We start from the raw sequence: 14,011 nt of genomic DNA on the forward strand, positions 1-14,011 counted from the left end.
GCGGTCACTCGCCCTGGGCGAAGGTGCGCCGGTACTCGCTGGGGGTGGTGCCGAGGATGCGCTGGAAGTGCAGTCGCAGATTCGCGCCGGTGCCGAGCCCGACGTCGGCGGCGATCTGCTCGACACCGCGTTCCGAGCGTTCGAGCAGCTCACGGGCCATGTCGATCCGGGCGCGCATGATCCACTGCATCGGGGTGTACCCGGTGTCCTCGACGAACCGCCGGGAGAGGGTGCGCGCCGACACCGCCGCGTGCCGGGCCAGTGCCTCCAGGGTGAGCGGCTCACCGAGCCGGCGCAGTGCCCACTCGCGGGTGGCGGCGAACCGCTCGCCCAGCGGCTCGGGCACGCTGCGCGGCACGTACTGGGCCTGACCGCCGCTGCGGTAGGGGGCCGCCACCAGACGCCGGGCCGCGTGGTTCGACGCGGCCACCCCGAGGTCGCCGCGCAGGATGTGCAGGCACAGGTCGATGCCGGAGGCGGCACCCGCCGACGTCAGGACGCTGCCCTCGTCCACGAACAGCACGTTCTCGTCGACCCGCACGCGCGGATGCCTGGCCGCCAGGGCCCGCGTGTAGTGCCAGTGCGTGGTGGCCCGCCTGCCGTCGAGCAGGCCCGTGGCGGCGAGCGCGAACGCGCCGGTGGAGATGGCGGCGAGCCGGGCGCCCCGGTCGTGGGCCGCCGTCAGCGCGTCGACGACGGTCCGCGGCGGGTCGTCCACGTCGGGGGACCGGTAACCGGGCAGGAAGACCACGTCGGCCCAGGCCAGGGCCTCGAGGCCGTGGGCGACGTGGTACGACAGGCCGTCACCGCCGGTCACCAGGCCGGGCGCCGCGCCGCACACCCGCACCTCGTACGGCATGCTCGCGCGCGTCGTGAAGACCTGCGCCGGGATGCCGACGTCGAGCGGTTTCGCGCCTTCGAGCACCAGGACGGCGACGCGGCGCAGGCGGGAGGACGGCACGGCAGAAGCGTACGCGGGGGAGCGGGCGGATCAGCTCAGGCCGAGGACGCTCATCGTGTGCTCGGCCATGCGCCGCTCGCCGAGGGCGTTGGGGTGGACGGGTACGAGGCTGGTCCCGAACAGCAGCGGTTCGATCCAGCGGGTGCCGCGGTCCGCGCAGGCGTCGTGGCCGTCGGAGACCGCGGAGAAGTCCACGTAGGTCGCGCCGGTCTCCTCGGCCGCACGCCGGACCGCGTCGTTGAGGTGTGCCTGGATGGCCCGCAGGTAGGGCACGTCACCGGCGGCCACCGGCAGTTTGGCGAAGCAGGACGGGTCGGCGGTGGCCGGGGTGATCCAGGGGTAGCCGAGGGCAGCCACCCGCGCGCCCGGCGCCTCGGCGCGCACGGCGCTCAGGGCCGCCTTGAGCGCGGGGTAGGTGTTGGTCTCGATCTCGTCGTCGAAGGACGTGCCGTGCTTGTCCTCGCAGGGGCTGCCCTTGCCGCCGCTGAGGACGCCGGCCGTCCCGCAGGCCGTGATGGCGTTGATGAACGTGTTGTTGTCGTTGCCGCCGATGGTGAGCGTGACCAGGTCCGTGCCGGCGTCGAGCGCGTCCAACTGGGGGGCGACGCCCGGGTACTGGGACTCGGTGAAGTCGGAGGTCTGGGCGGCGCCGCAGGTGACGTCCTTCAGGTGCGCGCCCGTCGCGGCGGCGATGACGCGGGGGTAGTTGGCCGTCGAACGCAGGCAGAGCAGGTTGGTGAGGTCGACGGGCAGGACACCGGACCCGGCGCTGTAACTGTCGCCGAGGGCCACGTAGTCGAGGGTGGCGGGCGCGGCGTGGGCGGTGGCGTCCGTGAGGCCGAGGGCCAGGGTGCCGACGGCGGCTGCTGTCGCGGTCATGACACGGCGAAGGGCGTGCTTCGGCATGCGTTCTCTCTTCTTCGGGAGGGCGGCAGCGGGGTTACTGGACGGTTCTACTTTTAAGTAATGTGCAGTGCTGTTGACTGGAAGTCAACGTTGTTGACGGAACTTCTCGCAGACGTCGCGCCGCAGGTGGGCGGGATGCGGTCCGGTGCCGCGCCGCGCTGTCGGCGCCCGTCGCTATGCTCGCCGGACCCGTCCGACCCTTCGCCCCCGGAGCCGCAGCCATGCCGCCGACCGAGTCCGAACTGGCCGACGCCGTCCACCGCGCGACCCGCGACGCCCTCCTCGGCCTGTTCCGGGACCACCCCGGCCACCGGTTCTACTACGTCACCCTCGTGACCTCCGGCGAGGCCTACGGGCCCGCGCTGTCCGCCTGGTCCCACGAGGCCCTGGCCGCGGAGTCGGAGCAGCAGGGCTGCGCGCCCCTCGACCTCAAGTGGTCGTACGCGGATTCCCCGTTCTGCTGCTACGGCGAAGAGCACCTGGCACCGGTCCGGCCCCTCTTCGAGGCCCGGGGAGACCTCTTCGACCTGCCGGACGACGAGGCGGACGCGGAGTTCGAGCTGCGCCTGCGGGCGATGGAGACGGCCGTGGCCCGGCTGGACGCCGAGGGCCTGTTCGGCAGGGGAGACGACCGTGACGCGGTCGTGGTCACGGTCGAGGTGCCGTCCGAGCCGGGCAACGAGGAGCGGGCGCAGCGACTGAACCCGCCCGCGGCCCTGGCGGACTGGCAGGCCGAGGCGGCCGAGCCCCAGGAGGTCTGACCGAACGACGCCCCTGGGTGGCCCGGGGCTGATTTAGAGTGACTTCCGCCAGTCGCACGACGGATCTGTGAGGTACTCACCAGCCATGACGACCGAAACGTTTGAGTTCCAGGTAGAGGCGCGTCAGCTGCTTCAGCTGATGATTCACTCCGTCTACTCGAACAAGGATGTCTTCCTGCGCGAGCTCGTCTCCAACGCCTCCGACGCGCTGGACAAGCTGCGCCTCGCCGCCCTGCGCGGCGACGCCCCCGACGCCGACGTGAGCGATCCGCGCATCGAGTTGGAGGTCGACAAGGACGCCCGCACCCTGACCGTGCGGGACAACGGCATCGGCATGTCGTACGACGAGGTCACCCGGCTGATCGGCACCATCGCCAACTCGGGCACCGCCAAGTTCCTCGAAGAGCTGCGCGAGGCCAAGGACGGAGCCGGGGCCGACGGGCTCATCGGACAGTTCGGCGTCGGCTTCTACTCGGGCTTCATGGTCGCGGACGAGGTCACCCTGGTCACCCGGCACGCCGGTGAGACCGAGGGCACCCGCTGGACCTCGAAGGGCGAGGGCACCTACACCCTGGAGCGGGTCGGCGAGGCCCCGCAGGGCACCGCGGTCACCCTGCATCTCAAGCCCGCCGACGCCGAGAACCAGCTCCACGACTACACCTTCGCGTGGAAGATCAAGGAGATCGTCAAGCGGTACTCGGACTTCATCACCTGGCCGGTGCGCCTGCTGCCCGAGCCGGGCGGCGACGGCGACGGCGGCGACGGTGCCGAGACCCGCGAGGCCGAGACGCTCAACTCGATGAAGGCCCTGTGGGCACGCCCGCGCGACGAGGTCTCCGACGACGAGTACCACGAGCTGTACAAGCACATCGGCCACGACTGGCGCGACCCGCTGGAGACGATCCGGCTCCAGGCGGAGGGCACCTTCGAGTACCAGGCCCTGCTCTTCGTGCCCTCGCACGCCCCGCACGACCTGTTCACCCAGGGCTACCAGCGCGGCGTCCAGCTCTACGTCAAGCGCGTCTTCATCATGGACGACTGCGAGGAACTGCTGCCGCCCTACCTCCGTTTCGTCAAGGGCGTCGTCGACGCGCAGGACCTCTCGCTCAACGTCTCCCGCGAGATCCTCCAGCAGGACCGCCACATCCGCATGATCCAGCGGCGCCTGACCAAGAAGGTCCTCTCGACGGTCAAGGGCCTCAGGACCTCCGCGCCGGACCGCTACGCCACGTTCTGGCGGGAGTTCGGCGCGGTGCTCAAGGAAGGCCTGGTGACCGACTCGGAGAACCGGGACGCGATCCTCGCCGCCTGTTCGTTCCCGTCCACGCACGACGCCGGCGAGCCCACCTCGCTGCAGGGCTACGTGGAGCGGATGAAGGACGGACAGGACGACATCTACTACATGACGGGCGAGTCCCGTCAGGCCATCGAGAACTCCCCGCACATGGAGGCGTTCCGGGCCAAGGGCGTCGAGGTCCTCCTGCTCACCGACGCCGTCGACGAGGTCTGGGTCGACGCGGTGGGGGAGTACGAGGGCAAGACGCTGCGCTCGGTGGCCAAGGGCGAGATCGACCTCCTGGGCGCCGAGGAGGAGAAGAGCGACGCCGAGAAGGAGAAGCAGGGCGAGGAGTACGCGGGGCTGCTCGGCTGGATGACCGAGCACCTGGGTGACGACGTCAAGGAGGTCCGCCTCTCCTCCCGCCTCACCGTCTCGCCGGCCTGCGTCGTCTCCGACGCGGGCGAGCTGACGCCCGCCCTGGAGAACATGTACCGGGCGATGGGCCAGGAGGTGCCCGGCGCCAAGCGGATCCTCGAACTCAATCCGGAGCACCAGCTGGTGAAGACCCTGAACCGGGCCTGGACCGACCGGCGGGACCGCGCGGAACTCACCGAGACCGCCGAACTGCTGCACACCCTCGCGGTGCTCGCCGAGGGCGGCCGGCCCAAGGAGCCCGCCCGGTTCGTGCAGCTGATGGCGGACCGCCTGGAGCGCACGCTGTAACCGGCCGGAAGGACCCGCACTCCACGCCGTCCGCCATCCGCATGGCGAGACGGCGTGGCGTGCGGAGCACACTCCTCCGTATCTTCGTACGCATGTATGCATCCGCTCCGCCGCTGTGCCTCGCGCTCTTCGCGTGCTCGGCGTGGTGCGTCGACGACGGCCTCTGTCGACGCTGAGTCCCCGGACCGGCCGCGCGGTCCCCGCGCCGCCGGTCCGCCCGCGTCCGCCGTCCCCGTGCACACCACCCCGGAGATTCCTTCCGTGACCACCGCACCCCCGGCCGGGTCGTCCCCGGCCGCGCCGCCGCGCGCGTCCGCCCCGCTGTTCGCTCCCTCGCCCACCTCCTCGGAACGTCCCGAGGCACCGCCCCTGCCCCCGGTGCGGCGGACGCCGCTCCTCGTGTCCGGGCTGCTCGCCGCCGCGCTGACCGCGTACGTGTGGTCCGCGCACGGTGCCGAACCCGGCGTGCTGCTCCTGCTCGGCCTCGGCCTGGGCGTCGCCCTCTTCCACTCCCGGTTCGGCTTCACCTCCGCCTGGCGGCAGCTGGTCGCCGTCGGCAACGGGACCGGGCTGCGGGCGCACGCCCTTCTCCTCGGCACCACGGCCACCCTGTTCGCGCTGGTCATCGGCACGGAGACCGGGCTCTTCGGCGCCCAGCCCGCGCCGTCCGCCGGACCGATCGGCGTCGGCCTGTTCGCCGGTTCGGCGCTCTTCGCCGTCGGCATGCAGCTCGGCGGGGCCTGCGCCTCGGGCACCCTCTTCGCGGTCGGCTCGGGGCAGACGTCGATCGTGCTGACGCTGGGCGGGTTCGTCGCCGGCGCCACGCTGGCCGCCTGGCAGTTCGACCTGTGGAAGGACCTCCCGGCCTGGGAGCCCGTCGTGCTGTCCGAGCACATCGGCTGGTTCGGCTCCTGGGGCGTGACCATCGCCGCGCTGCTCCTCGTGGTGCTGGTCAGCCGACGGATCCAGGCCCGCCGCAACCCGCCGCCGCTGGGCGCCGTCCCCTCGGCGCGCCGGGCCGCCGTCCGGGCCCTCCGCGGCTCCTGGCCGCTGGCCGTCGGCGCCCTGGCGCTGGCCGTGCTCGGCGCGGGCGTCCTGCTGGTCTCCGGCGGCGCCTGGGGCGTCACCAGCGCCTTCAGCCTGTGGGGCTCGGAACTGGTCGGCGCGCTCGGCGGCCACCCGGAGCACTGGACCTGGTGGCAGCGGCCCGGCAACGCCGAGATGCTGGCCGGTCCGGTGCTCGCCGACAAGACCAGTCTCACAGACATCGGCATCATGATCGGTGCGGCCGTCGCCGCCTCGCTCGGCGGCACCTGGGCGCTGCACCGGGGCATCCCCTGGCGCACCGCGCTCGCCGCGGTGCTCGGCGGTGTGCTGATGGGCGTCGGCGCCCGGCTGGCCGGCGGCTGCAACATCGGCGCCTACCTGGCGGGCATCGCCTCGGGCAGCCTCAGCGGCTGGCTGTGGGGCGCCTTCGCACTGGCCGGCACCTGGGTGGGCCTGAAACTGCGGCCCCTGTTCGGTCTGGGCAACCCGAAGCCGGGCGACGGCGTCTGCTGACGGGGGATGCCCGTGCGGCACAGGGGTCAGGCCTGCGCCGCACGGGCGGCTGAGGGCGCCGCTGAGGGCGCCGCTAGGGAGTGCCGCTTCCCCGCGGTGCGCGCCGCTCCGTGGCGGTGACCCGGGCGATGGCCTCCAGGGTGAGGGCTCGGCCGTGCGGCTCACGGGCCAGGGCGCGGTGCAGCGTCAGGCCCTCGATGAGGGCGTCGAGCTGGCGGGCCGTGTCCGGGTCGAAGTGCTTCTCCAGGTGGACGCGGCTGCGGCGCATCCACTCGTGGGTGAGCTCCCGGTAGGCGGGCTGGCGCGCGGCGAGCGTGTACAGCTCCTGGGTGAGCACCAGGTCCCGCTGGCTGTCCTCGGACAGCTCGTGCACGAGGTCGGCCACCGCCTCGCGGGCCTGGTCGCGGTCGGCGGCGGCACCGAGGTGCTCGTCGAACACGGCGACGATGTGGTCGGTGAACCGGCCGAACGCCTCCCGCAGCAGCTGGTCCATGCCGCTGAAGTGGTACGTCATCGAGCCGAGGGGTACCCCCGCGCGCGTCGCGATCCTCCGGTGGGAGACGCGTGCGATGCCCTCCTCGGCGATCAGGTCGAGGGTGGCCGCGAGGATGCGCTCACGCCGCTGCGGATCCGTGTGTCCGGTTGCCATGGGAGCAGACTTACACGTTCCGCACCGGCCGGGCAGGGTTGCCGACGGCCACGACGTTCGCCGGTACGTCCTTCGTGACGACCGCGCCCGCGCCGATCACGGAGTTGTCCCCGATGGTCACGCCCGGCAGCACGATCGCGCCCCCGCCCAGCCAGACGTTGTCGCCGATGACGATGGGGCGGGCGGCCTCCAGCTTGTCCCGCCGGGGCCCGGGCTCCAGGGGGTGCGTGGGGGTGAGCAGCTGGACGTTCGGCCCGATCTGGCAGTCCGCGCCGATGGTGATCGCCGCGACGTCCAGCGCCGTCAGGTTGTAGTTGACGAAGGTGCGCGCCCCGATGGCGATGTTGCTGCCGTAGTCGACGTACAGGGGCGGCCGTACGTGGGCCTCGGTGCCCAGGGAGCCGAGCAGTTCGGCGAGGAGCGGCCGCGCGGCCTCCGGGTCCTCCGTGTACGCCGCCTGGTAGCGGGCGGCCAGCCGCACGGCCTGCTGCTGCCTGCGGGCGATCTCCGGGTCGTCGGCGATGTAGAGATCGCCCGCCAGCATGCGTTCGAGGTTGGTGCGGGAGTCGCCCGCGAAGTGGTCCGTCGGCATGCACCCGATCGTACCCCGGAAGCGTACGAACGTACACTCCTGTCACTGCCGTGTCGCCAGGCGCCAGTCGCCAGTCGGCAGGCGTCCAGGCTGCCGGCGTCCGGCTCAGCCTCGCCGGGACCGGAGCACTCCGCCGCACACGAGGACGATCAGCCCCGCGAACGGCACCACCAGCAGCCCCATCCGCAGGCTCGTCGCGTCGGCGACCAGCCCCACCGCCGGCGGGGAGAGCAGGAAGCCCAGCCGCATCAGCCAGGAGACGAGGGTCAGTCCCGACCCGGGCTTGAGGCCCGGCAGTTCGTCGGCCTCGTGCATGGCCGCCGGAACCAGGGTCGCCACCCCGAACCCGGCCGCGGCGAAGCCGAGGACCGTGCCGGGCACCGTCGGCACGGCAAGCGCCAGGCCCATGCCGACCGCGGCGATCAGGGCGCCGGAGCGGGCCACCGTGCGCTGGCCGAAGCGGTCCACGAGCCGGTCGCCGACGATCCGGCCGACGAACTGCGCGCCGACCAGGGCGACATACCCGGACGCTGCCAGTGCAGCGGTCGCGTGCAGGGAGTCCGAGAGGTAGAGGGTGGCCCAGGACATGCCCGCGTCCTCGACCAGGGTCCCGGCCGTGGCGATGAGGACGAGCGCGGCCAGCACCCAGCCGGTCCGCAGGCCCGTCGCCGGGGCACGCTTGGGCGACGCCGCGCCGTCCCCGGCGTCTGCCTCCCCGGCCTCCCCGGCCGCTCCGGTGTCGGTCTCGGGCCCCGGCAGGCAGTACCGCAGGGCGACGCAGGCCGCGACCGCGAACACCACGGCGGAGAACAGCAGGTGCGGGCCCCGCGGGACGCCGAGCGCGATCGCGGCGGCGGCCATGGAACCGCCGGTGACCGCGCCGATGGACCAGATGGCGTGGAAGGAGTTGATGATGGACCGTCCGTAACGGCGCTGCACCCGCAGCCCGTGGGCGTTCTGCGCGACGTCGGTGAACGCGTCCATCGCACCGGCCAGGAACAGCGCGCCCGCGAACACCGCCACCGAGTCCGCGAGCCCGGCGGCGAGGATGCCCGCCCCGGTCAGCAGCGTGCCGCCGACCGCCACCCGCGCCGAGCCGAACCGGCGCACCAGTATCCCGGCCGCGAGCCCGGCCGTGATGGCGCCCGCCGGGAACGCCGCCACGGCCAGTCCGTAGGCGGCGTTCCCGATGCCGAGGTCCGCCTTGATCTGCGGATACCTCGGCAACAGGTTGGCGAACAGGGCCCCGTTGGTGAAGAACAGCACGGCGACGGCCACGCGAGCCCGCCGATCGGCCGGGGCGGGCCGGCGCAGTACGTCCACAGTCATGCGCCGGAGCCTACCGCCGGGGCGTACGAACGTACACTCCCGGCTGCGTGTGCGGCGCCTCAGCCGATCAGGTCGGCCACCAGGGCGGCGAACTCCTCGGGAGTGGCCAGACGGACGCCGAGCTGCTCCGCCTTGGCCCGCTTCGAGCCCGCGCCCTCGCCCGCGACGACGAGCGTCGTGTTCTTGGAGACGCTGGACGAGGAGCGTCCGCCGGCCCGCTCGACGAGTTCGTTCATCTCGTTGCGGCTGAGCCGCTCGAGGCTTCCGGTCATCGCGCCGGTGACGACCACCTTCATCCCCGCCAGCGGCCCGCCCCCGGCCGGCGCGGCGGACGCGCTCCCGTCCCCGCCGTCCGCGTCGGCGGCCGGGGGCGGGGTCGCGCCGGGCTCCGTCATGTTGACGCCGGCGGCGGCGAGCTTGTCGATGAGCGGGGCTAGCTCGGCGATCTCCGCGACGATGGAGGGCGCCTTCTCCACCCCGATGCCGTCGACCCGCTGCATGGCCTCCGCGTCGGCGGCGCGTATGAGGTCCATGGTGGCGAAGTACCGGGCGATACGACGGGACATGGACCGGCCGGTGCCCCGGACCCCCAGCGCGCACAGCACCCGGGACAGTGGCTGCTCCCTGGCCGCGGCGAGCGCGGCCAGCAGGTTGTCGGTGCTGGTCTCGCCCATCCGCTCCAGGGCGAGCAGCTGCTCGCGCCGCAGCGTGAACAGGTCGGCCAGGTCGGCCACGAGCCCGGCCTCGACGAGCTGGACGACGCGGGTGGTTCCCAGACCCTCGATGTCGAGCTGGTCGCGGCCGGCCGCGTAGGCGAGCGAGGCCACCAGGTGGCAGTTGCGGCCCTGTGCGCACCGCCAGCGTTCCTCACTCGTGTCGATCTCCGACCCGCAGCGCGGACACGCCTCGGGGAACACGATCGGCTGCTCCTCGCCCGTCCGCAGATGCGCGACGGGGGCCTCGATGCGGGGGATGACGTCGCCGGCGCGGTGGACCATGACGTGGTCGCCGAGGCGCAGGCCCCGGCGGGTGATGTCGGCCGGGTTGTGCAGCGTGGCGTAGGTGATCGTGGAGCCCTCGATGACCACCGGTTCCAGGACACCGCGCGGGGCGACGATGCCGGTGCGGCCGACGTTCCACTCCACGTCCAGGAGCCGGGTGATCTTCTCGACGGCCGGCAGCTTGTACGCGATCGCCCACCGCGGCGCCCGCGAGCCGGACCCGGCGGCCCGCTGATCCGCGGCGAGGTCGGCCTTGACGACGATCCCGTCGATGCCGAAGGGCAGCTCGGCACGGAGCGCGGCGATCTCCTGGACCCGGGCCACGACCTGCTCGGGCGTCTCGACGACCACGTCCGGTACGGCGGTGCCGGCGCTGGTGTGCACGCCGAGCCCGGCCGCCGTCGCCATCAGGTCGCCGTACGCCGACTCCTCCAGGCGCGCGGCCAGCGCGGCATCGGTGCCGGGCAGGGCCAGCAGGCCGTACCCGAAGAACGTCATCGGCACCGTGTAGGCGCGCTCCTTGGCCCGCAGGGTGCCCGCCGCGGCGTTGCGCGGGTTGGCGAAGGGCTGCCCGCCGTGCCGTATGCGCACCTCGTTGGCGTGCTCGAACTGGGCCGTCGTCATGAGGATCTCGCCGCGGACCTCGACGGTCACCGGCTCGGCCAGCCGCTCGGGCAGCCCCTCCACGGTGCCCATGGCGTGCGAGACGTCCTCCCCGGCGGTGCCGTCGCCCCGGGTGATCAGCCGGGTCAGGCGGCCCTCCCGGTAGCGGGCGGCGACCGCGAGGCCGTCCAGCTTGGGGCCCACGCTGAACCGGGTGACCTCGCGGTCGACGCGCCGGGCCAGGGACGCCGTCCAGGCGGTGAACTCCTCCGGCGAGAACACGTTGTCCAGGCTGAGCATCGGCACCGTGTGCGGCACGTCGCCCTCGGCCGCACCGCCGGCGACCTTCCCGGTGGGGGAGTCGGGCAGCACCTCGCCCGGGTGCTCGGCCTCCCACGCGGCGATCCCTCTCGCCAGCCGGTCGTAGGCGTCGTCGTCGAGCGGCGAGGAGCCGCCCGCGTAGTAGGCGGCGGCCGCGCGTGCGGCGTCCTCGACCGCCTGGGCGTAGGTGGTGGCATCGACGATCACCGCAGCAGGAGTAGTCATGGACGGAATCATGCCGCCCACCACTGACAACGGCCCTCGCGCCCGCACGGCGGCCGCTCCGCTTGCGCGGCCGCCGCCACGGGGTTTCGGTGGAAGCGACTCCCCACCGCCCTTGGAACCGCCATGCCGATGCCGACCACGGAGGCGAGCCGGACATGAACACCGTCGAGGAGACGATCGAGATCGCCGTACCGGTGCGCACCGCGTACGACCAGTGGACCCAGGTCGCGTGCTTCCCGCGTTTCATGACCACCGTGAAGCGGGTCGAACAGATCAGGCCCACCGTGACGCTGTGGGTCCTCGGCCTCGGCCCCGTCCGCCGCGAGTTCGCCACCGAGGTCGTCGACCAGGTGCCCGACTCGCACCTCACCTGGCGCAGCCTCGGACAGCGCCACGGCCACCGGGGCGAGGTGACGTTCCGGCCCACCGGGGCGGGCGGCACGGCGCTGACCGTGCGGATGTCGGCCGAGCCGCGCGGACTCACCGGCGTGCTCACCGCACTCCCGGCCGCGACCGGCCGCGTCCTGCGGCGCGAGCTCGCGAACTTCAAGACGTACGTCGAAGGCCACGGGGAAGCGAGCGGGGCCTGGCGCGGGACCGTGCGGGACGGGCAGGTACGGCCCACGGAGCCGGAACCGCCGCGCAGCCGGGTGCCGGCCTGGCCCGTCGGATGAGCCACGTGCGGGCACACAGCGAACGAGAGGCGATCCACCGATGAAGAAGCCGCCCAGGGACGAACCCCGGGACGACCTGTCCGTCACGCCGCCCAAGACCTGGGCCGCGGGAGTGCCCGCGGTGGTGCACGCGCTCGAGTACTCCCTGGAGCAGACGGCCCCCAAGGAAACCGCGGTGGACCTGCTGACCATGAACCAGGTCGGCGGGATCGACTGCCCGGGCTGCGCCTGGGCGGACCCCGCGCCCGGCCACCGGCACCGCAACGAGTACTGCGAGAACGGCGCCAAGCACATCAACGACGAGGCGACGACCCGGCGGATCACCGCCGACTTCTTCCGCGCGCACCCGGTCTCCGACCTGGCGGGCCGCTCCGACCTGTGGCTGAACCAGCAGGGGCGCCTCACCGAGCCGATGGTCAAGCGGCCCGGCTCCGACCACTACGAGCCCGTCAGCTGGCGCGAGGCCCTGGACCTGCTCGCCGGGGAACTCAGGGCGCTGGACAGCCCCGACGAGGCGGTCTTCTACACCTCGGGCCGGGTCAGCAACGAAGCCGCCTTCGTCCTCCAGCTGTTCGCCCGCGCCTTCGGCACCAACAACCTGCCCGACTGCAGCAACATGTGCCACGAGTCGAGCGGCTTCGCCCTGCACGAGACGCTCGGCACCGGCAAGGGCACGGTCGGTCTCCAGGACCTCCACCACGCCGACCTGATCTTCCTGGTGGGCCAGAACCCCGGCACCAACCACCCCCGGCAGCTGTCCGCGCTCGAGCAGGCCAAACGGAACGGCGCCCGCGTCGTCGCCGTCAACCCGCTGCCGGAGGCGGGACTGCTGCGGTTCAAGAACCCGCAGAAGGTACGCGGGGTGATCGGACAGGGTGTCCGCATCGCCGACCGGTTCCTGCACATCCGGCCCGGCGGCGACCTCGCCCTGTTCCAGGCCCTCAACCGGCTGCTGCTGGAAGCCGAGGACGCCCGGCCCGGCCACGTGCTGGACCACGCGTTCATCCGCGACAGCACCAGCGGCTTCGAGGAGTTCGCCGCGCTCGTCCGGCAGACCTCCTGGGACGACGTACTCGAAGCCACCGGCCTCACCCGCGAGGAGATCGAGCAGGTCCGCGACGAGGTCCTGAACAGCAGCCGGGTCGTCGTCTGCTGGGCGATGGGCATCACCCAGCACAAGCACGGCGTCCCCACCATCCGGGAGATCGTCAACTTCCTGCTGCTGCGCGGCAACCTCGGCAGGGCGGGAACCGGCGCCTGCCCGGTGCGCGGCCACAGCAACGTCCAGGGCGACCGCACCATGGGCATCTGGGAGCAGATGCCCGACTCCTTCCTGGACGCCCTGCGCGAGGAGTTCGGCTTCGACCCGCCACGCGCCCACGGACTCGACTCGGTCGACTCGATCCGGGCGATGCGGCAGGGCCGGATCAAGGTCTTCCTCGGCGTCGCGGGCAACTTCGTCCGGGCCGCCCCCGACAGCGCGGTCACCGAGGAGGCCATGCGCGGCTGCCGGCTGACCGCCCACGTCTCCACCAAGCTGAACCGGTCCCACACCGTCTGCGGACGGACCGCGCTCATCCTGCCCACCCTCGGCCGCACCGAACGCGACCACCAGACGGGCGGCGAACAGTTCGTCACGGTGGAGAACTCGATGAGCGAGGTGCACACCTCCCGGGGACGGCTCAAGCCCGCCTCCTCCCTGCTGCTCAGCGAGGTCGCCATCCTGTGCCGGCTGGCCCGCCGCACCCTCGGCCAGGGCCCGGGGAACATCCACTGGGACGAGTTCGAAGCCGACTACCACACCATCCGCGACCGGATCTCCCGCATCGTGCCGGGCCTGCACGACTTCAACCGGCGCGTGGCACGCCCCGGCGGCATCCGTCTGCCCAACCCCGTCAACGAGGGCGTCTACCGCACCGCCACCGGCAAGGCCGTGTTCAGCCGCAACACCTGGCAGGCGCCCGACGTCCCCGAAGGCCACCTGCTGCTCCAGACCCTGCGCTCCCACGACCAGTGGAACACCATTCCCTACACCCTGAACGACCGCTACCGGGGCATCCACGGCAGCCGCCGGGTGGTCATGGTCAACCCGGTCGACCTGAGCGCCCTGTCCCTGGCCGAGGGCGACCGCGTCGACGTCGTCGGCGTCTGGCACGACGACACCGAGCGCCGCGCCGAGGGCTTCGAGGTGGTCCCGTACCCCACCGCCCGCGGGTCGGCGGCCGCGTACTACCCGGAGACCCAGGTCCTGGTCCCGCTGGACAGCGTCGCCGACATCAGCAACCAGCCCACCTCCAAGGGCATCGTCGTCCGGCTGGAGCGCGTGACACCGTAGTCGCATCGTGAGACGGGCCCCGCCGCGGGAATGGCGGGAAGCGGGGCTCCGTTGACACCTGTCATGCCCGACTCTTCCCCACGGCCCGCGGC

General features: G+C 72.7%; 11 protein-coding genes. 5 read left to right on the forward strand and 6 right to left on the reverse strand.

All coding sequences use genetic code 11. The features are described 5' to 3' along the window. Positions 1 to 4 precede the first annotated feature (4 nt). Positions 5 to 961: a GlxA family transcriptional regulator gene (locus Sco07f_RS31380; RefSeq protein WP_054101519.1), complete on the reverse strand. Its 957-nt coding sequence runs from the start codon at positions 959 to 961 to the stop codon at positions 5 to 7. A 30-nt stretch (positions 962 to 991) separates the two neighbouring features. Beyond that, complete coding sequence (locus Sco07f_RS31385) at positions 992 to 1,867, reverse strand: SGNH/GDSL hydrolase family protein (protein WP_108989795.1); 876 nt, start codon at positions 1,865 to 1,867, stop codon at positions 992 to 994. A gap of 221 nt (positions 1,868 to 2,088) precedes the next feature. On the opposite strand from Sco07f_RS31385, the gene Sco07f_RS31390 reads away from it, so the two are divergent. The 3 genes from Sco07f_RS31390 to Sco07f_RS31400 all read left to right on the forward strand — a co-directional run bounded on the left by Sco07f_RS31390 (position 2,089) and on the right by Sco07f_RS31400 (position 6,190). Next, a complete protein-coding gene (locus Sco07f_RS31390; protein WP_108989796.1) occupies positions 2,089 to 2,628 on the forward strand; it encodes a DUF4303 domain-containing protein in 540 nt (179 codons plus the stop codon). An 85-nt stretch (positions 2,629 to 2,713) separates the two neighbouring features. Continuing rightward, positions 2,714 to 4,630 (forward strand): molecular chaperone HtpG, encoded by a 1,917-nt coding sequence (gene htpG, locus Sco07f_RS31395; RefSeq protein ID WP_108989797.1) that lies wholly within the window; start codon positions 2,714 to 2,716, stop codon positions 4,628 to 4,630. A gap of 261 nt (positions 4,631 to 4,891) precedes the next feature. Further along, positions 4,892 to 6,190, forward strand: a complete 1,299-nt coding sequence (locus Sco07f_RS31400) for a YeeE/YedE family protein (RefSeq protein WP_054101522.1) — start codon at positions 4,892 to 4,894, stop codon at positions 6,188 to 6,190. A gap of 73 nt (positions 6,191 to 6,263) precedes the next feature. On the opposite strand, the gene Sco07f_RS31405 is transcribed toward Sco07f_RS31400, so the two are convergent. From Sco07f_RS31405 to ligA, 4 genes are all read right to left on the reverse strand, one after another. Further along, positions 6,264 to 6,839, reverse strand: a complete 576-nt coding sequence (locus Sco07f_RS31405; RefSeq protein ID WP_087792479.1) for a TetR/AcrR family transcriptional regulator — start codon at positions 6,837 to 6,839, stop codon at positions 6,264 to 6,266. A 10-nt stretch (positions 6,840 to 6,849) separates the two neighbouring features. After that, positions 6,850 to 7,431, reverse strand: a complete 582-nt coding sequence (locus Sco07f_RS31410; RefSeq protein ID WP_108989798.1) for a sugar O-acetyltransferase — start codon at positions 7,429 to 7,431, stop codon at positions 6,850 to 6,852. A gap of 105 nt (positions 7,432 to 7,536) precedes the next feature. Beyond that, positions 7,537 to 8,760, reverse strand: coding sequence for an MFS transporter (locus Sco07f_RS31415; protein WP_108989799.1), 1,224 nt, complete (start codon positions 8,758 to 8,760; stop codon positions 7,537 to 7,539). 59 nt (positions 8,761 to 8,819) lie between these two features. Further along, positions 8,820 to 10,910, reverse strand: a complete 2,091-nt coding sequence (gene ligA, locus Sco07f_RS31420) for an NAD-dependent DNA ligase LigA (RefSeq protein ID WP_167468279.1) — start codon at positions 10,908 to 10,910, stop codon at positions 8,820 to 8,822. A gap of 155 nt (positions 10,911 to 11,065) precedes the next feature. Between ligA and Sco07f_RS31425 the strand changes: the two genes are divergently transcribed. Together Sco07f_RS31425 and Sco07f_RS31430 are read left to right on the forward strand one after the other, a co-directional pair. Further along, the gene (locus Sco07f_RS31425; RefSeq protein ID WP_007388005.1) at positions 11,066 to 11,584 is read left to right on the forward strand and encodes an SRPBCC family protein; all 519 of its coding nucleotides are present in this window, start codon (positions 11,066 to 11,068) and stop codon (positions 11,582 to 11,584) included. Positions 11,585 to 11,624: 40 nt separating this feature from the next. Further along, the gene (locus Sco07f_RS31430; RefSeq protein WP_108989800.1) at positions 11,625 to 13,919 is read left to right on the forward strand and encodes an FdhF/YdeP family oxidoreductase; all 2,295 of its coding nucleotides are present in this window, start codon (positions 11,625 to 11,627) and stop codon (positions 13,917 to 13,919) included. Positions 13,920 to 14,011: the final 92 nt, after the last annotated feature.

Origin of the sequence: Streptomyces coelicoflavus (assembly GCF_003112555.1) — a bacterium.
Taxonomy (GTDB): Bacteria; Actinomycetota; Actinomycetes; order Streptomycetales; family Streptomycetaceae; genus Streptomyces; species Streptomyces coelicoflavus.